This window comes from Pseudoalteromonas sp. T1lg122 (assembly GCF_002964825.1).
Taxonomy (GTDB): Bacteria; Pseudomonadota; Gammaproteobacteria; order Enterobacterales; family Alteromonadaceae; genus Pseudoalteromonas; species Pseudoalteromonas gelatinilytica.
Genome location: NZ_PQCG01000001.1, coordinates 527,625 through 547,675, shown reverse-complemented (window position 1 = coordinate 547,675; position 20,051 = coordinate 527,625). Strand labels below are relative to the sequence as shown.

13 protein-coding genes and 1 pseudogene are annotated in these 20,051 nt (G+C 42.3%); 3 read left to right on the top strand and 11 right to left on the bottom strand.

The window, feature by feature from the left end:
• Positions 1 to 12: 12 nt before the first annotated feature.
• Positions 13 to 1,989 (top strand): ligand-gated channel protein, encoded by a 1,977-nt coding sequence (locus tag C2M33_RS02530; RefSeq protein ID WP_105173615.1) that lies wholly within the window; start codon positions 13 to 15, stop codon positions 1,987 to 1,989.
• A gap of 221 nt (positions 1,990 to 2,210) precedes the next feature.
• Entirely contained in the window at positions 2,211 to 4,391 is a 2,181-nt protein-coding gene (locus tag C2M33_RS02525; RefSeq protein ID WP_105173614.1) for an extracellular catalytic domain type 1 short-chain-length polyhydroxyalkanoate depolymerase, read from the top strand.
• A 46-nt stretch (positions 4,392 to 4,437) separates the two neighbouring features.
• Here the strand turns inward: C2M33_RS02525 and C2M33_RS02520 are convergent.
• The 5 genes and pseudogenes from C2M33_RS02520 to C2M33_RS02495 form a co-directional block, all read right to left on the bottom strand.
• Positions 4,438 to 6,517: pseudogene (locus C2M33_RS02520) on the bottom strand (TonB-dependent siderophore receptor).
• A 237-nt stretch (positions 6,518 to 6,754) separates the two neighbouring features.
• Positions 6,755 to 8,407: a hypothetical protein gene (locus C2M33_RS02510; RefSeq protein ID WP_063701220.1), complete on the bottom strand. Its 1,653-nt coding sequence runs from the start codon at positions 8,405 to 8,407 to the stop codon at positions 6,755 to 6,757.
• Between the two features lie 166 nt (positions 8,408 to 8,573).
• On the bottom strand, positions 8,574 to 9,455 hold the full coding sequence (locus C2M33_RS02505) for an EamA family transporter (RefSeq protein ID WP_105173613.1): 882 nt from the start codon (positions 9,453 to 9,455) through the stop codon (positions 8,574 to 8,576).
• Positions 9,456 to 9,605: 150 nt separating this feature from the next.
• The gene (locus tag C2M33_RS02500) at positions 9,606 to 11,177 is read right to left on the bottom strand and encodes a PepSY-associated TM helix domain-containing protein (protein ID WP_063701214.1); all 1,572 of its coding nucleotides are present in this window, start codon (positions 11,175 to 11,177) and stop codon (positions 9,606 to 9,608) included.
• Positions 11,174 to 11,464: a hypothetical protein gene (locus C2M33_RS02495; protein WP_063701211.1), complete on the bottom strand. Its 291-nt coding sequence runs from the start codon at positions 11,462 to 11,464 to the stop codon at positions 11,174 to 11,176. Before C2M33_RS02495 ends, C2M33_RS02500 begins: the two co-directional genes overlap by 4 nt.
• Before the next feature lie 444 nt (positions 11,465 to 11,908).
• Here C2M33_RS02495 and C2M33_RS02490 point away from each other — a divergent pair, with 444 nt between their 5' ends.
• The gene (locus C2M33_RS02490; RefSeq protein WP_063701349.1) at positions 11,909 to 13,924 is read left to right on the top strand and encodes a TonB-dependent receptor; all 2,016 of its coding nucleotides are present in this window, start codon (positions 11,909 to 11,911) and stop codon (positions 13,922 to 13,924) included.
• A gap of 31 nt (positions 13,925 to 13,955) precedes the next feature.
• Here C2M33_RS02490 and C2M33_RS02485 read toward each other — a convergent pair whose 3' ends face one another.
• The 6 genes from C2M33_RS02485 to C2M33_RS02460 all read right to left on the bottom strand — a co-directional run bounded on the left by C2M33_RS02485 (position 13,956) and on the right by C2M33_RS02460 (position 20,047).
• Positions 13,956 to 15,632: a methyl-accepting chemotaxis protein gene (locus C2M33_RS02485; RefSeq protein WP_063701208.1), complete on the bottom strand. Its 1,677-nt coding sequence runs from the start codon at positions 15,630 to 15,632 to the stop codon at positions 13,956 to 13,958.
• Between the two features lie 159 nt (positions 15,633 to 15,791).
• Positions 15,792 to 16,778 carry a Gfo/Idh/MocA family protein gene (locus C2M33_RS02480; RefSeq protein ID WP_063701205.1) on the bottom strand — a complete coding sequence of 329 codons (987 nt, stop codon included), beginning with the start codon at positions 16,776 to 16,778 and terminating at the stop codon, positions 15,792 to 15,794.
• A gap of 2 nt (positions 16,779 to 16,780) precedes the next feature.
• A complete protein-coding gene (locus C2M33_RS02475) occupies positions 16,781 to 17,581 on the bottom strand; it encodes a class I SAM-dependent methyltransferase (RefSeq protein WP_105173611.1) in 801 nt (266 codons plus the stop codon).
• 3 nt (positions 17,582 to 17,584) lie between these two features.
• A complete protein-coding gene (locus tag C2M33_RS02470) occupies positions 17,585 to 17,956 on the bottom strand; it encodes a hypothetical protein (RefSeq protein ID WP_063701198.1) in 372 nt (123 codons plus the stop codon).
• A gap of 54 nt (positions 17,957 to 18,010) precedes the next feature.
• Entirely contained in the window at positions 18,011 to 18,430 is a 420-nt protein-coding gene (locus C2M33_RS02465; protein ID WP_105173610.1) for a DUF3429 domain-containing protein, read from the bottom strand.
• Between the two features lie 78 nt (positions 18,431 to 18,508).
• A complete protein-coding gene (locus C2M33_RS02460; protein ID WP_105173609.1) occupies positions 18,509 to 20,047 on the bottom strand; it encodes a long-chain-fatty-acid--CoA ligase in 1,539 nt (512 codons plus the stop codon).
• Between the last annotated feature and the right edge of the window lie 4 nt (positions 20,048 to 20,051).

Sequence of the window (20,051 nt, the reverse complement as noted above, 5' to 3'; positions counted from 1 at the left end):
CGGAGTATTATTATGACGAGGGTTGTTTCTTCTGTTTTACCACTCACCGCTGCTGTGTTAGCAGGTCTTTCCCATTTTGCATACGCTGATGACAAAAAACAAGATATGGAAGTCATCGTCGTTTCGGCTTCAGGTTACGAGCAAATGCTAAAAGAGGCGCCAGCCAGTATCAGTGTTATCGATCGAGAGCAGCTTGAAAAACGTTTTTATCGTGATCTAACCGATGCGATGACCGATGTTCCCGGTGTGGTTGTCACAGGTGGTGGCGACAGAAAAGATATTAGCCTTCGTGGTATGGCCAACCAATACACTTTAATTTTAGTTGATGGCCAGCGTCAAACCTCACGCGAAACACGCCCAAACAGCGATGGCCCAGGTGTAGAAGGGGCGTGGACTCCGCCTATTTCGGCAATTGAGCGTATTGAGGTTATTCGCGGGCCAATGTCGTCGTTATATGGCTCAGATGCAATTGGTGGGGTTATCAATATTATTACCCGCAAAACACCAGAAAAGTGGTACGGCGAACTGCGTTTAGATAGCACGATTCAAGAATCAAGTGAATCGGGCAATATTAACCAAGGAAGCTTTTTCACCGCGGGTGGCTTAATTCCTGAGTTATTAGGTATGCAATTATCAGGTCAATTTTCAAAGCGTGATGAAGACGATTTTGAAGCAGGTTTTCGTGGCAAAGAGCAAAGCAATATCAAAGCGAAGTTTATCTTAACGCCTTCTGATAACCACGAAATCATGCTGGAAGTAGGCTCTGCAAAACAAAAACTTGACGAAACATTAGGCAAAACAGTTGCTCCTTTAGCTGAAGGTGAAAGCTGTGGCCGAAATGGCTGCCCAGAGTCATCAACCACAGAGTACGACCAAGAAACATATTCACTAAGTCATAATGGTTTTTATGATTTTGGCTCATCACGCAGCTACCTAAAGTACGATAAATTTGATAATACTTCGCGCGAAATGTACGTCGAAAATACCGATGCGCAAACCAGTTGGACGCTGCCATTTACTGATCACAACGCAACACTTGGTGCAGCTTATTTAAAAGAAGAGCTTGATGATTACACCAGTAACAAAATTAGTGATCTAACGCATGTAGAGAACGAGCAGTGGTCAGTGTTTGCCGAAGATGAGTGGTCAGCAACGAAGCAGTTTAAACTCACAACGGGTCTTCGTTATGACCATGATGGTAACTTTTCAGGGCATTTCAGCCCACGTTTGTATGGTGTGTATACAGCGACTAAATCGTTGACGGTAAAAGGGGGTATCTCTACAGGCTTTAGAGCGCCGAATATTCGTCAATCTACCGCGGCCTGGGGGCAAGTGAGTCGAGGTGGTAATATTTACGGTAACCCAGATTTAAGCCCTGAAAAATCAGTAAACTACGAAATGGGTATCTACTATGATGCCAGCCGTGATTTATCGCTTTCAAGCACCGTATTTTACAACGAATTTGAAGATAAAATTACCCGTATTTCGTGCCCACTCACCCAGTGTACGGATGGACCAAACCAGTTTGGTTCGATGCCAACAACCTATGTCAATGTGGATGAAGCCGTTACACAAGGTTTTGAGTTATCAGTATCTTACGACATTACCAGTGAGCTTGATGTCAGTGCCAATTACACCTACACCGATTCTGAGCAAAAAACCGGTGAATACAAAGGCAGCCCACTTAATCAATTACCGAAGCATATTTTACAAACTTCAGTTAATTGGCGCCCGGTTGATAAGCTAGGTACGTGGCTGCGTGTTCATTACCGCGGCGAAGAAAGCCAGCCGACAACAGGCCCGTCGCAAGACAGCTTAATTGCGCCAGATTACACCTTGGCTGATATTGGCGGTAACTACGATTTAAGCCGCAGCATTAAGTTAGGGTTTGGTGTTTATAACTTGTTTAATAAAGAAATTACCGAAGCTGAATACGGATATGTTGAAGATGGTCGTCGTTATTGGCTATCAGTAGGGTTTAATTTTTAAGCCCATACCTTAGTAAAAGCAAAGCCAACGAGTTACGTTGGCTTTGTTAATAAAATTAACTTTAGTTTTGAAAATGACAATAAATCCAGTGGTGCTACCTTTGGGTTGTTTTTTAATGGCTGTATAGCACTATAGTTATAGTTCGCTTTTTAAATAGTTCTACTACATTGGGTTAGTCATCAACTGACAGACAACAATGATAACGACTATAAAGGCGATATATGCAAAAAGTAACACAATTATGTAAACGAAAATCAGCGTCGTTTACTCCGCTCGCAGTGCTCTGTGCTGCTATTTTCTCACAGCCAAGTTTTGCAGGGAGTTGGCAGCAAAATGTCAGCATTGGCGGTTTTAATAATGTTCATATTTACACTCCTGATACGCAATCAAGCATAGGCAATGGCCATTCTTTGATGCTGGTATTACATGGCTGCGTACAACCCATTAATAACTACTTAACTGCGAATCTTGAAGATGCAGCCGAAGCCCATGGCATGGTAATAGCCGTTCCTGATGCTATGAATAAGGCAGGTTATAGCTGCTGGTCATATTGGCAAGGAGCAATCAATAGAAGCTCTGGCGATTATAAGAATTTGATTAATTTAGCCAATGTATTAAGTTCTGATGCAGCGCGTAATATTGATCCCAAACAAGTGTATATTGCAGGTTTATCATCTGGGGCTGCAATGGCTGCACAAACGGCTTGTGTAGCGCCTGATGTATTTGCCGGGGTTGCACCCAGCGCCGGGCCGACCATCGGCACAAGTTCAAGTGGGGCAATTTCGACCTGTGAAACAGTGTCTGAAAACACCTTTGTATCCCGCTGTGAAAGCTATGCTGGCAGTTATAAAGATCATTTTTCCACACAAATAGCGGTGATTGGTCACGGTACTGCCGATACCACAGTCAATACCTGTTATAACCAGCAAAACGCAGATGGCTTTGCTGCCCTTTATGGGGTTAATCAACTTTCAGGTACGACAACAATAAGTGATGATGCAACGCGTACCGCTGAGCAGTCACTTTGGCAAGACAATCGGGTTGCTATGCTGTGGTTTAATAATTTGGATCATTCGTGGTCGGGCGGGCAAGGTGCGTCTGGCGATTATGTGGCGGCAAACAGTATTAATTTTGCAACCTATCTCGGTGAGTACTTTGCGGCTAATAATAAACGAGTTGATCGTAATGCAGGCCCTGAAATTAGTAATTTAACTGCCACAGACAGTAATAATCAGCTCACCATTACAGGCAGTGCAGTCGACCCAGAAGGCAGTGTAACGAATGTTGATATTAACGTGTATAGCCTAGCCGGTGGCGCGGCAAGCTTAATTGAGTCACTGAACGTGCAAGTCGATGCGAATAATACTTTTAGCGGGGTGACAAGTGCACTCAGCGATGGACTTTATGAAGTGCGTGTCAGTGCCACAGATAATGAAGCGAAACAAGGTAATGAAGCTAATCTAACGGTACGCGTTGGACCAGAGCCTGCGGCTACAGCACCGCTACTGAGTGACACTGCGGCTAGTGTAAACGGGCAGTGCGCTACGGTAACGGGCACGGTGATTGATGATAATCAAAATTTAAGCACTGTCGTGGTCAGTTTTAGCAATGGTGATGTGACGGCTACAGTGAATGGGCTAGAGTACTTTGCTGAGCAATGCAATTTGGCTGGTGGCAATAATAACGCAGTGATCACCGCAACTGATGATACTGCGCTTACATCAACAGATAGCATTAGTTTTGTCATCGATGCTGGCGTAACAGGCGATTACAATCTTCATATCAACGAAGGCCACATTAGCTGGGGCGAAGGCTATTCTGCCTGTTATTTAGCGTTTGGAACCGCAGCCTTTACTATGCGCGAGTATTCAGCGGGCACAAATCAATGTCAGTGGATTGCTGATGATGATTCAAGTTGTGCAGGGCCATTACAAGCATGCAAAACCACCACCGAACCGACTAATGACGCAGACAATGACGGTGTGCTCGACGGCGCAGATAATTGCCCGAATGTGGCGAATGCTGATCAAGCCGATAACGATAATGACGGGGTTGGTAATGTGTGTGACAGCACTCCTGATGGTGAAACGAGTGACTCCGACAGCGATGGTGTCAGTGATAGCCTAGATAACTGCCCGCTGGTAGCCAATAGTGATCAGCTAGATAGTGATGCAGATGGTGTGGGTGATGCGTGTGACTCAACACCGAATGGTGATTACCAATGCACTGAAACCACCTCAAGCAACTATGCGCATGTGCAAGCAAATCGCGCAACCACGAATGGCTCTTACGCCTATGCGGTAGGCTCAGGTGATAACCTTGGTCTTTATAACACCTTTTATACCAGTACCTTAGCGCAAACTAGTGCTGGGTATTATGAATTAGGTAATTGCCCTAATTAATAGATGTGTGTCGCCCAAACGGGCGACACTTTTTTCTAAACAGCGTTTAGAACTTATAGGTCAGAGTTAGGCTTCCGTTTGTTGGCGCGCCGTAATACCCCACGGTTTGTAAGCTGTTGATATACTGCTCATCAGTAATATTATTAACGTTAGCCTGTACTGCAACTTGGTCATTAATATTCCAACGAGCGAAGGCGTTTAGCAGCGCGTAACTACCTTGCTTAACATTGTAATCAGTGCTTTCGATTTTAGATTGCCAACGGCCATTTAAACCAACAACCACTGCATCTGTTAGTGCATAATCCACTGTTACACCAACAACATCGCGAGGTGCCCATTTATTGGTGTCATCACCATTTTCATCTGTTACATCAATATGTGTATAAGATGCGACGATATTTAGAGCGTCGGTGATTTTACCAGTGACTTCAAATTCATAGCCTTCTGACTCAATAGAGACGCCTTCATAGTAATAAATACCATCTTCAGTGAGGCCCGCATATTGTGCAAAGTTATCTTGCTCAGCAGTAAAATAGGCAAATGTTGTCATTAGAGCATCATCAAACCAAGAAGCCTTAACACCGGTTTCAAAGTTAGTGCCTTTAGTCGGTGCTAAGTATTGGCCGTTGTAATCAGCTTGCTCTTGCGGCTGATAAATATCTGAGTAACTAGCATATAAGTTTAAATCGTCGTTTAACTTATAGGTAAAACCGATATATGGGCTTGTCTCGCTTTCGTCATTATCGATTGATGCACCGGCATTCATACCTGAGCGTTCAAATTCAATAGCGTTAAAACCAACCACGGTAAATAATTTATCAGTAATATTTAACTGAGCCGAGCCAAAGTAACGGGTTAGCTTTTGTTCAATATCTGAATACAGAACCGGCGTAAACCAATCCGGTTCTGGGATCGCATCTAAATCGTACGGAAACGCAGGCGTTGGTCCATAAGCGGGTGTATTATCAAAATCAAACGGGTGTTGATACATCACATCATCACTTTTAGCATGGCTTACCCCAAAGCTTGCTTGGTGCTCTTTACCAAACAATTCAAAGGCACCAAATGCTTTGATTTCAAATAAATCAGCATCTACTTCACTGTCATAACGACCCGGCCAACCACTTAGACCAAGATTGGTGTCTTTATCAATGCTGCCACTGGCATAAAATAGTTTGTCTTGCTCTTCAAAACCACGGAAGTTGTAGCTCGCTTGAAGCTGCCATGCGTTTGCAAAAACATAGTTGTATTCAACAAATGCAGAGGTGTTAATGGTGTCCCACATTGTCCACTCTTGGGTGGTTGTGTCGCTGACATCCCATTTAGCTTGCGTACCATCTGTGTAGTTATAAACAAGGCCGCCCCAAGTATTGCCATCGGTATCTGCATCTTGATATGAGTAACCGATAGTAACTGTTGAGTTATCTGTAAGCTGCCCATCTACCACCGCAGAGAAAAACTCGCGATTGTTCTCAAGGCCATCTAGATATGATTCTTTATCTTCTGCAGCAGCCACAAAACGAGCAGCCCAACTACCTGATTCGGTTAATAATAGTGAGTAGTCAGCTTGTAAACGTTTAAAATCCCATGAGCCAACAGAGACACCGATTTCGCCGCCGTTTTCGTTTTTAGGGCGTTTGCGTACATAGTTAAGCGTGCCCGATGCATTACCTACACCAGTAAGTAAGCCGTTGGCACCACGAATCACTTCAATTTTTTCGTAGCCGTATGCTTCCATTGCACCGGTAACAATGCCCCAATCATTCGGTAACCCAACCCCATCGATTTGTGTATTCTTAATTTCAAAACCACGTGATGTATAGTTGGTACGGTTAGTTTCCCATTCTTCAACATTGATACCTGGCGCTAAGCGTAAAGCATCATTAATGTTAAAAGCAGAATAATTTTTTAATTGCTCAGCAGAGATCACACTGATTGATTGCGGAGTTTCATCAATTTCTAGCGCTAAACCTGTCGCGCCTTCAACTAATACGGTTTTGTCGAATACCTACAATTTCGATTTTTTCGAGATTAGCCTCTACGTCAGTCGTTTGTTCTGCAAAACTGATTTGAGGGTAAAGTGCACAAAGAATAGCGGTTGCAACAGGCAACTGAGTGAATTTCATTTTTATCTCCGCGTGTTATTTAGCAAATTTTTATAGGGTTATTGTTTTTAATAAGGAAACAATTGGCGGGTAAGTTATCACAACTGATAATAATTATCATCATCATTCATCGAAAAAGTGATATGTTAATACAAATAAATGTAACAAATTATGTCAAAGAGTTTTGTGTATATGAAAAGGCGAGTTTACTAATTGGGCAAGAAAAAGGCGCCCTGAGGCGCCTAGATTTAGGAGTATTTATTTTCTGCGGATACTAAAGTTATCTGGACCTCTACTTGTAATAGATTGAGCAAGGCTCACTTCCTCGATATCCATTACTTGTACTCGCTCTTTAGTGTGAACTACCTCAGCATCTAAAGATTGCTCTTCGTGTATCAGGTAGAAATGATCGCCAATTTGGCCCCCGTTATGATCTATATCAGCTTGGTGTAAGCTGTATTGCTTATTACCTGCACGAGTTTCTAGAGTACCCGTTGTACCTGATCCAGGAAGAATCGCAAAGTAAGCAACACGTTCATTACGGTGGCCTTCATTTAGAGTATCTTGCTCATAAAATGCGGCACTAAAACCTGCGTTATTTAAGCCTGCAACTCGCGTATATACTGTATGTGGGCCGTTAAAGGTTTGTGTTTGCAAGAATACATATGGTTTTGCAGTAAATGCTTCGCTAAATTCTACCGCTTTAAAAGCTTTAGTATCGTTTAAAGTAAAGCTGCCAATTTCAACAATGGTGCCATCGCTCATTGTGTAACGACCTTCGTCCATCGTTAAAAAGTCAAATGACTCAATATTAGGGTGACCGTTACCGTCTTGCAGATATTGCCACTCTTGGAAAGATACAGAATAACCTTCTGGTGTTACATCCGTTAAACGGTTTGTACCACCGTGTTTACCATTAAATGTTGGCGCAGAGGTAAATACAGCTGGCGCTGTAAACTCTTGGTCACCAAAATCATAGTTTTTCCAGTTGCTATCAAGCTGTTTAATCACTGCTTCTGAATAGTAAGGGATTAATTCACTTGGTAATGAGCAGCTAGGTTCTACATCACATGCAACAGCATTTTGCGTATTGGTCGTTAAGTCATTAATGCGAACTGGCAATGTTGCTGCAAGGCAGGTTTCACCTGAGTACGGATCTAAACGGTATAGCTTAGATTCGTTTTTATCGCCATGGTCGTTAATGACAGAGCGGCTGATCACAAGGTCGCCATTTTTGTTAACTGTGGCACCACCTACCGCGATTAAATCGTGTTTTGAAAGCTCTGTTGCCGCAAAGCTTGTGCGGTCAATGCTGTAAACAGATGTTGTGGTTATTAGTAAAAGCTCGCCATTTTTAATGACTAAATCAGCGCGGCTCAAGCCATCAAGGTCGCTATAATCAGCCAGCACAGTTGCTTCGCCAGTGTTTTTATCAATGCTATAAAGCTTGGTAAAACTTACTGCAAGTAGTGAATCAGAGCTTGCATCATATGTCATACCAATTACAGATTTAGTTGTACCAACCACAACATGTTCACCTGTAGCATGATCTAAATAGGCCAAGCGACTATATTTGAATTTATCGGCACGAATTGGTAGGTGAGAAAACTGCTCATCACTGATGTCTAGGTGACTTACATCAACTTTGTACTCTAACGGAATAGGTGATGAAGCATAATAAGTACGGTTTGTTGAGGCATCATAAGCAATCGCAGCAGAACTAAACTGGGCGATTGAATGTGCCGTAGCCGATTTGTTTTGCTCGTCTAGGCTAAATACAACACCGGTTTCACCACGGCCTGAGTTCATTGCAAAAATTTCGCCCTGACAGCTTGCTGCCACAGCATTTGATGCAGCGAGTGTACTTGCAACTGCAAGGCTTGAAAGTAACAAGTTAGTTTTTATCGACATAAGTAAATCCCACTATTAGGTTTGTTGCGACACAAAGAGATAAGACCACTTTGTATTAATAGTGAGCATTATAGTGAGAACCCTCACTTTACGAATGCCGATAAAAGCTGTTTTTAAGTCTGAAACTTAATCTTTAAGTACTAAAAAATGCATATTTAATGTTAAATCAGCTGTTTTTCTGACTTTTCTGATCTTCTGAATCACTCGACATTGAGCTGCCAACCGAAGCGGTAATCACTAATAAAATAGCTAACCATTGCCATAGGCTTAAAAATTCGCCTAGGATCATAAAGCCAGCCAATGCTGCAATGGCTGGTTCTAGGCTCATCATAATGCTGAACCCTTGCGCAGGCATATTACGCAGTGCCACCATTTCTAAGGTATAGGGTAGTGCGCTAGACATGATGGCGACTAAAAGACCCAGCGGTAACACTTCCCAGCTTAATAGTGCAGTGCCTTGAGAAGCAGCACCATAGGGCACAAGTACAATCGCGGCAACGCTCATACCCATAGCAACGGTCATCCCGCCTGAACCTTGATTTCCGGTTTTTTTACCAAACAAAATATAAAATGCCCAACAGGCACCCGCCGCAAGGGCTAAAATAACACCTACAGGGTCGAGGCTGTCTTCGCCTTTCATATCGGGTAATAATAAAATTATGCCAGCAATGGCGCAGGCTACCCAAAATAGGTCGCGTTTTTTACGTGACGAAAGCAGAGCAACCGCAAGGGGACCTGTAAACTCAAGTGCAACACCTATCCCTAAAGGAATACGTTCAATCGCGTAATAAAACAAGATATTCATACCACCCAAACTTAGGCCATAGATGATAATAGGCATGCGCTGTCCCACTGGCGGAAATGCGCGCCATGGCCTAAACACAAGACACAAAATAGCAGCAGAAAAACCCAAGCGCAGTGCGGTTGTGCCTTCAGGGCCAATTAAAGGGAATAATTGCTTGGCAACGGAGGCACCAGATTGAATGGTGACCATCGCAAGAAGCACGCAAATAACAGCAATAAAAAACGGTGGGATGGTGCGCTGCATCACTGTCCTTATGAAAGTTAATACCTTAAGTTTGCGGCGATTTTACTGATGTTTTGTGGGATAAGAAATGTTTTTCGTTAAACAGACACGGATTTTCGATAAAGCAAAATTGCGGGTATCAAATTGCTTTGATACCCATGCTCAAAATGCTTAAATTTGGCTTGCTTGTTGAAAGGCCGGCATGATGGTTTGCGTGGCCTGTTTTTGCTGCTGGCGTTTGGCCATGTTAAAGAATATAGCGGCAAAAATAGCAGCGACAATATCAACCCAATAGCTAGTGTAAAAAAGCGAATTAACGTTACTTAAAGCAAGTTTTAGTAAGGTTGAGAGCACCATTAATGCACATAGGCCTGCAAGCAAGTAAAGCCCAACAATAGTCGCCTTTTTTACAGGTTTTAAGAAGCTATAAATCACAAAAGCAAAAAAAGCGGCGTAGTAACTGTATAGGGTGGCGTAGTTTGTGTTGCTAACAAATATAGGTAGCCATTTGGCAGCAACGAGTGTGAAGGCTACGGCAATCATAGATCCTAAACAAACGCCAATGGTGAGTTTTGCCATAAACAAGGTACTGCGTTTATTAGCATCTTTTTTAAAGCGTTTGTCTATCCACAGTAAATTACCTGAATAGAATAAGAAGGCGCCAAGTAACCCCATAACGAAGTAGCCCCAACGACCCCAGTCTCCCCCATAGGTGCCAAAATGGAGTGAGAAAATACTGGCAACCATGTTACCCCACACTGCACCTTCGCCTTGCGGGTAGCTTGAGTTAACCACTTTTAGTGTGTACGGGTTCATGAATAGGTAATCAGTATCTGGTCCGCGCACTACCGCATTATTGTTACTCATCATAAACACCGCAGAAGGTGAGGCCGAATTTAAATTACTATAGCGAATATGGATTGGCTCATAGCCGGGGGCATAGTTTTTCGCTGCGAGTACTTGTTCATCAATGCGTGGTAAGTTCTCAATATGAAAACTTTGCGCGGCAGGCGTAGGGCGCTGAAACAGTGGCTTGCCATCATAAAATTGCGCTAAACCACCATAAATAAAGTCATGAAATGCAAACACTACTACGGTAAAAGCAATGACTAAATGAAACGGTAAACTCGCTATACCGACAAGGTTATGGCTATCGAGCCAGAATCGACTAGGCCCTTTTTCTTTTCGCAGTGCAAAAAAGGTTTTAACTAATGTTGGCAGTAAAATAATCACTCCTGAGACCAAAGCTAAAAAATACAAAATACAGGCAATACCAAGAATATAGACCCCTGATTGGTCATGACCAATTTCGCCTATAAAACCAGCTGTACGGTGTAAATAATCAACTAAATCGGCAAGTTCGTTTTCGGTTTGTGCGCTGACGTTTAAAGTGCCATCAGCATTTAGGTGTGCGAAGTTGAGTTGTTTATCAAGCTCCATGCCTCGGGCATTGCCTTTGATATACCACGAAAGAGGTGCATCTTGGGTATGTAAATCAAGGTTAAAGCCTTTAGCAAGTTGTTCGCCTTGCTCATTAATTGCCGTATCTACCAGCGTTTGGTAGTCATAATTAGAGCTGGTGATTTTAGGAGCTTGAATAGGTGCTGCCCATTGCTGTATTTCGTGTTTGAACATGGTCAAACTGCCCGCATAAAAACCAATAAACAGCACTAAACCTGCAATTATACCTGTCCATGTATGTACACCTTGATAGGTGCGAAGAATATCCGATCTGACTTTCATGATGCACTCCTTAGCATAAAAAACACGCCATAAAGCAACACAGTTAAGCTGCCAAGCACAAGCCACGCTTGCTTTGCTGAGTTGAATAAATAACTAAAGCTAAAAATGGTTAGCCAAACAGGCGTGATCATCCACATGTTAAATTGCACTTTATCGCGAGCATCAATGCCTCCTGGGCCATACCAAGCAAAAAATGCAACGAAAATAAATGAGAGGGCTATCCCTAAAAATGCACCCGCAAGGGTTTTCCCTAACCAAGTTGGTTGGCGTTTAGATGAGCTTGTCATGAATTATCCTTTTCTTTTCAGCAGGCTAATAAAAGGGATCAGCATCAACATTAGCATCAAACTAAAAATGATATAGAACACGGCCGCTGTGACTGAGTATTGTTGAAAGGCAAGTATTAATGCGCAAACGATTAACGCAATCGAAAGTAATCGCCATTGTTTTTTAATAGGTTTTTTTAAGAATCGCTGCTGCTTTCTAGTGCAGTACACAGTACTGACAGCAAAAACGACAAGCAGGGTAACGGTAAAAGTGAGCATAAGATTATAGTTGTAGTTGATGTTAAATCTCATTGTAAATGATAACTAAACTCAATTGCAATATCATTAAGCTTGTGTTAATTTCCTAGCGCTTTTTTATCAAACTCAATTTGTTTAATTCTAATAATCTCTTACGGGGAAAGGACATTGGCTACTGCATTTAAACTTAATTCACTCACCAAAGTTATGCTTGCATCATTACTTGTTACACAAGGCTCAGCGTGGGCCGATGACGACCAAAGCAGTCGAAAATCAATGGATACCATTGTTGTTACAGGTGAAAAAACAGAGAAGTCACTTAAAGAGACCATGTCGTCAGTGGCGGTTGTTGATAAGTCTTTACTAGAAAACGGTCAACTTGCTTCTATATCTGAAGCGCTGTCAGAAATGGCGAACGTTGTTGTGTTAACGGGCTCGGTACCAGATATGCGAGGCGTGTCAGGTAATGGTGGTGCAACGGGTTTTAACTCATTTAGCGGTGGTTCCAAAGCCCGTGTTTCAACCTTAATCGATGGTGTAAGCCAACCGTTTGTTGCAGATTTAACCGGTGATACGGGTCTGTGGGATGTAGAACAAATTGAAGTTTACCGAGGGCCGCAATCAACCAGTAATGGTCGTAATAGTATTGCGGGTGCCGTTTACATGACAACTAAAGCACCTACTCAAGAATTTGAAGGGGCTGTGCGCGTTGGTTATCGTAACCAAGATAGCTACCTAGATACTGCCGCAGTGGTATCCGGTGCGTTAGTTGAAGATGTATTAGCATTTCGTCTATCAACTCAGTACGTTGATGGCGAAACATTTTCAAATCCACCGGTATACGAAACAAACCCCACTGATCGTGAATTAAACAAGTTAAATACCAGTAGCACACGCGCTAAATTACTTTACACACCTAGCGAAGATCTTGCTGTACAGCTAACTTATTCAACTTACAGTGAAGAAGGTAATTCGGGTCGTAAGTACTTTTTAGCGGATGAGCCATTTGATTATGAGCCGCTATATCAACGTATTATGGATACTGAATCTGATACCACGCAAGTGAATGTTGATTACAAAATTAACGATGATTTTTCGTTAGATGTTTTAGTTGCTTATATGGATTACAAATGGGGATTTGAAGCTTACGAACCACTTGAAAGTGCAGAATCTGACGTATCAATGGATGAAAGTAACATCACTGTCGATACCAAATTGAACTTTGGTTTAAGCAATGATTTTTACTCAGGCTTTGTTGGTCTTGCTTATTTTGACCGTGACCAAGACTTTGAAAGTGTCGGAGCAACCAATTATTACGGCGACGATAGCAGTAAATCGACCGCAGTTTATGGTGAAACAAGCTTTAACTTAAGCCGCGAATTAACGTTAACAGCGGGTCTGCGCATTGAGCGTGAAGAACAATTACGTAATTTCAATATGGCATTTCGTGGTGATATGCTTGTTGAGCAACTTGATAATTCACACACACTGCGTTTACCAAAACTCGCGATTCAATATGATATTAGCGACGAAACAACGTTATTTGCCAGTGCTCGTCGTGGTTACAATGCCGGGGGCGGCGCACTTGATTTTACTGCTGAAGATTATTACTACTACGATGAAGAAACCGTTAATACTTATGAAATTGGTTCACGCAGCGTAATCAATAATGGTGACATAAATATCAGCGCTAATGTGTTTTACAATAACTTTAACGGTTATCAAGCGCTAAGCTCAGAGCGTAAAATCACTAATATTGAAGATGCTCATAGCTATGGTTTAGAAGTAGAAGCCTACAGCATGCTGGGCGATCAGTGGCAGTTACATGGTGGCTTTGGTTTATTGAAAACTAAAATTGATGAATCATCAGCCTTTCCTGATGCCGTCGGCAATGATTTAAACTCTGCACCGGAGTTAACGGCGAGTTTAGGTCTGTCGCATTGGTTTACCGATAGTCTAAAAGTGAATTTAAGTGCCAATTATGTTGATGAATTTTATGGTGACTTAACAAATACAGAAGAACGCGTTGCAGGTGATTACACCATTACGCGTTTATCGATGACTTACGATACTGAACAATGGTTGATAAGTGCCTTCATCAACAATGCCTTAGATGAAGAGGCGTATACCTCACAAGAACCTGTCAGTGGTCGCTACCCACAAGGCTATGTGGCAGTTGTAAACCCACAAACAATCGGTGCATCTGTTACTTACCGATTTTAAACTAAACGCTAGTCGCTGGTTTACTCAGCGACTAGCTTAATTTAAATCGGTTAATTTGCCCGTTTAAGTTATTTGCCAAGTTAGCCAGCTTACTCGATGAAGATGAGATACTTTGCGTTTGTTGCTGTGATTTACGGCTGGTGTCTTGTACTTCATTTAAGCGCTGGGCGATTTCTTCTGTCACTTGAGATTGCTGTTCAGATGCAGAAGCAATGGTCATATTGGCCTCAGAAATGGCTTTTGCTTGCACGCTAATTTCATCGAGCATATGGCCCACTTTTTCCGAATTGATCACTGCCTCTTTAATTTGATTATCACTAGAGCGGATCCTTTGTGTCACCGCATTAGTTGCCGATTGTAATGAGTCAATTTTATCTTGAATTTCAAGGGTGGAGCTTTGCGTACGGCTTGCCAGCGTTCGTACTTCGTCGGCAACAACGGCAAAGCCTCGGCCTTGTTCACCCGCTCTGGCAGCTTCGATTGCGGCATTGAGTGCCAATAAATTAGTTTGTTCGGCAATATTACTGATAACACTTAAAATAACCGTGACTTCATTCACTGAGGCCTCGAGTTGGTTAAGGTCAGTGAGTGATTTTGTTAATGTATCGGCCACAGACTCAACTGAGCTCACCCCTTGTTTTACAACATAAAGGCCTTCTTGGGTTTTTTGATTGGCTGCGGTAGCACTGCTTGCTGCGGCTGCACAGTTCTGAGAAACCTCTTTAACAGCCGTTGAGTTTTCATAGACTGAGCTTGAAATCACTTCAATCGCTTGGCTTTGAATATCATTGAGCGTTTTAGCTTGCTGTGAAATTTCGTCGAGGCTTTTTGCAGCCACTTGCGCTTGCTCTGATTGATCATGAATTTCTTTAAGAAGCTGAGACAGTTTATCAACCATAATATTAAAGCTGCTCGCAAGCTGGCCTATTTCGTCATCGGCTTTGTGGTCAATATAACGAGACAGATCCCCTTCAGAAATACGCTTAGCTTCATCAATTAAGGCATGGGTTGCTTTAATTACTTTTTTCTCTAATTGCCAGTAACACACTATCAAGGTAGCAATAATAGTCAGAACTAAAACTGTGCTAATTAAACTTAAGGTAACCACACGGTCGTGATTGCTTTTGACTTCAGCCGCACTTTTTTTCTCAATTGAACTTAAAAATGCTTGTACAGGTTGCTGAATTTTTTCAACTTCGGCCATGTATGCATCATTGGTTAAAAGCGTAATAGCTTGCACCCACTTTTTATGCTCGCTTGCAGTTAAGTTATTTGTATCGCGACCAAGCAAGTCACCCACTAAACTAAATGCTTGTTCTTCTGTTTCAACCAGTTTGAGCGACAAATCATTTGATTTTTGCAACAGGGCTAAATCATCAGCGGCTACATTAAACGCTTTTAGACGTTGTTCGAAACTTTTCTTTTCGCCGTTAAGCCAAGCTGCTTTGCCTTCAATTTGATCAACAAGCTGGTGGTACTCATCTGCATAGCGAGGGTTTAAGGTCACAACATGCTGACGGGCAAGTTCGGTTAAATGAATCGAGTTTGCAGCTGAAAACTTGGCAAGGTGACTGAGCTCATAACGTTGCTGAGCAGAGTCCATACTTTTATCTTGGCCTGACTGCAAGAATAGAATAATTAAAAGTAGCCCAGCAGCAAGGGTAATAGTTGCTGCGAAAACGGCTCTGAGTAAAAAGCGAATAGTCAAAGTATTACCCTTCTTATTGAAAGTAAATACTATTAACCATAGTACAAAAATCTAATTTGAATAAAAGTTATGAGAAACTTAATTGTGGGTAATTATTTAAGCTTATGTTGAGTGGCTAAAATGAAAGAGGGCAGTGTTAACTGCCCTTGAATAATGTATTTATTGGTCTGCGGGATACACAACGCCAAGTTGGCTTCGCGCTTCATCAAGCACCGCCATAACTTGTTTTGACAGTGTATGAGTATTAACTGATGACTCAATCTGTCCTGCATTCGCTGCTTGAATAAAGTGGCTTACTTCATGGCGCATAAAGTGTTCATCAAATTGCTCAGAGAGTTCTTCAACCGTGCCATCGTTACCGATATATTGCATGCGCTTTAATAAAGAGACGGCTTCGATACGAATGCGACCTTTTTCACCTTGGATTTCAGTAAAGTTATCGCCTTGTGAGATTTTTGAGTAGCTGATCACCGCTTGCTTATCAGCGTAATTTAATAATACGTCACCAGCCCCATCAACACCGGTTTCAAGTAACACACCACTGGCTTTTACACTCTGAGGCGCGCCCCATATTGCGAGTAAAATATACAGCGGATAGATACCTAAATCGACTAATGCACCATTAGCAAATTCTGGCAAGAAAGTGTTTGGGCGCTCGCCATTTTTATATTTATCGTAACGTGATGAATACTGACTATATTGACCAATGTATTTGCGGGGTGTGCCAATTTTTGTGAGGGCATTTTTTAAGCGTGCGAAGTTTGGTAAATGCGTGGTCATCATCGCTTCCATGTATAAGCGTTGATGCGTTTTTGCCGCTTGAATGATAGCCTCAAGTTCTTTGCTATTAGCAGCCGAAGGCTTTTCGCCTAAAACATGTTTACCGGCTTTTAAACACATTACAGCATAGTCTTTGTGTAAGCTATTTGGTGCAGCAATGTAGACGGCATCGACCAATGGATCTTGGCATACTTGTTCAATGTGGGTGAACACTTTAGCATCTGCAAGGTCATGTTTAGCAAGAAAAGCCTCGCCAGTTTGCTGCGCTCGTGAGCACACGCCATATAAGGAAAACGCTTCTAGCTGTTTAGCTGCACTCAGTAATGTGTCGCTTATAAAGTTGGTACCAACAATGACAAAGTTCATGGTTACTCCTCGTTATTTTGTGCAAGCCATGCTTGCCAATCCTGTTCAAATTTTTCCATTTGTTTGTGCTTTTTGCTTAACACATGTTTGTCTTCATCTTCCTGTGCCATATAAGGGCCTACGCGGCATAATGCACAGTGTTTATCGCCTAAATAAGCGGGTAAAGTCAGCTTAGCAGTAATCTCATTGTCAGTTTTTTCGCTAAATACATAGGTAATGCCGCTGGTGTCTTTAACGTGTTTATCGCGGTCAACATTACGAATTTTATAGCCCGGGAATAAATTAATATCGAATGGCATTTGGCCAAGATAATGGCAGTTTAGCCCTTGATTCAAGCTGCCTTCAATATTCCATTCACGATACGGTTTTACATCTTTAGAGGTGATGTAACACAACATCGGGCCATTTCTATCTAATGCAAACTGGCTTGCGTAGTCTAGGTAGCGATGCAACAAGGCTCGGTTTAAAACATTCATACCGCCTTGTTGGGTATTTGCTTTAAATGCTGCTTCACCTTTAAACGCAGGTATAAGGGGAAATTGAAAAATAACTACATCGAAACGAGCGTCGCCTAAGCGCTGCCATGCATCGGGTTTAGTGACATCAAATTCAGTTAAGGTTGTTATATTTAACTGTTGCAGTGAACTAAGCGCATTGACGCTGTATTTTTGCTCTATGGTATTTGCATCATCATAGGTTGATGCAATCAGCATGGCGGGTTTTAAATGGCGAGCTAAGGCCAAAGAAAAAGATAAGTCACCATCGCCCACCGTTAAGATGCGCCAACTAGGGTCTAAAAACATAGCTTATTTGCCTTGCTCAGGCTGTTCTTCGATGGTTATTTCAGGGCAAAGCGCTAAGCGCGTTTTGAGTCCTTCGATGGCAATTTGCTTGATGATCAAGTTAAAGCTTATTAGCACTGCAAAGGCGATATGTATAGGTCCGTGGGTCAATCCAGCATCGGCATCAAACAGCATTAAGCCAAACAACAAAAATAGTGTTGCCAAGAAGATTTCAATCAGTTGATTCGAATAAAAAGTTAAGCCACCTTGTTTTTTATGGTCTTTTTTTATTTGAATGGAACAGAAAAACGGGATCACTTTCACTTTGAAGTGAGCATTCTTCTCGACGTAATTTTCGCCAAGGTGATCTAGTTTAGCGCGAAGTTGATCTATCATAGCAAGTCCTTAAAAAACTGAGCCGCGGATGTTACCGCAATCGCGATAAAAGGGCTACTCAGGATAGATACTCATGCCAATTACAAAAATATGGCAAACAAAAACCACAGACGTTAAAACGAAACGCATTTTTTGATAATCAATATGATAGGTTTGCCACTGTGGTGAGCTTTTTTCGAATAACAGCACCAACCAGAAACTTGCAGCGAGCCAAGCGAGAGTCCAGGTTGTTGGTAAAAAGCTTAAAAAGCCAATCGGTAGAATAGGAATAATCGCTTTAATGGCATCAGCATGGGTTTGCTGGCCTGCATGCCATAAGTTACCAGCCATAAAGGCTAAAATGGCGATACTATAAAAAGTGAAAAAGTCTAAGTTGACGGCATTACTGCCAGCAATGAGTGGCCAGCCAACGCAGCCTAAAAATGGCAGTAAACCGAAGTAACCGAGTTGAATGTGATTAATAAACTTTTCCATAATGACCTTAAAGCCGCCTAACTGGTATAAAATAACTCGTGGTTATTTTATACCAGTTAGGCGGCTAAAACGATCGCTTTATTGTTGGCGTAACTCTCGACGTAGAATTTTGCCAACCGTCGATTTAGGTAATTGTTCCATAAAAATGATTGATTTAGGCACTTTATAAGCACTTAAGTTTTCGCGGCAATAGTCACTCACTTGTTGCTCATCAATCTGCTCTTTTAAGGTAATGTAGGCACAAACACGCTCCCCAGTTTTTTCATCTTTTGCGCCAATTACGGCCGCTTCGCAGATAGCAGGGTGCTGACAAAGTACGTTTTCAACTTCATTAGGGTACACGTTAAAGCCAGAAACAATAATCATGTCTTTTAAGCGGTCTACAATTTTGTAATTACCACTTCGAAGCTTCAGACCCACATCACCGGTTTTGAAAAAGCCCCGTTTCATGCATTTATCGGTTTCATCTTGGCGCTGCCAATAACCCATCATCACCTGCGGGCCTTTAACAACGATCTCGCCGGACTCACCGTCAGCTACAGGCTCATCATTTTCATTCCAAATTTCGACGGTGGTGTTTGAAAGTGGGCGGCCTATGCTACCAATTTCTTCTTTTTTAAAGTCGTTTAAGGTTGCAACAGGCGAGGTTTCTGACAAGCCATAGCCTTCTGTGATTGTGCAACCTGTGGTATTCATCCACGCATCGGCTGCAGCATGTGTGAGGGCTGCGCCCCCAGAGACGGTCATTTTTAAGTTTGAAAAATTCAGTGCTTTAAACCCCGGGTGCATACACAAGCCAATAAATAAGGTGTTGATGCCTGAAAAGTAATTAATATCAAATGGTTCGATTTGTTTAACTAAGGCATCTAAATCACGAGGATTTGGTATCAGTACATTAAATTGGCCCATGGCAAATAGGCCAACCATATTCACCGTAAAGGCGTAAATATGATAAAGCGGAAGCGGGCAAATACCGGTTTCTTGACCTGGCGTTAAAATGTCATCAAAGCGCTCATTCATTTGCTCGGCATTGGCTAATATGTTGCCATGACTCAGCATCGCTGCTTTGGCAACTCCTGTGGTACCGCCTGTGTATTGTAAAACAGCAATATCATCACGACTGGCTTGATGAGCGTTAAGAGGAGCGAGTCTTTCACCTTGGCGAATAAGTTCATTTAACGAAAATTGACCCTCTTGCAATGTCGGCTCAGCAACCGCGGCTGCAACAATAACGGTTTTGATTGACGTATCATCGATAATCGTTGCTAATTTTTCGGTAAGGGCGTCAAGAATAACAATGGCTTTTACATCGGCATCATTAAACTGATGTAGCATTTCGCGAGCGGTGTAAAGTGGGTTGGTATTGACAACGATTAATCCGGCACGAAATGCTGCATAGGTAACGATAGGGTAATCAACAATATTCGGTAATTGAATGGCGATTCTGTCCCCTGCAACAAGGCCACTTTGCTGTTGAAACCACTGCGCTAAATAACGAGACTGTTGTTCAACTTGTGCATAGCTGAGCGTTTTTCCCGCACTGTTATAGGCTGGAAGTTCGGCATAAGTCTGACACGTATGCTCAATTAATTGCGTGAGGTTATCATGTGTGTTCATGGGT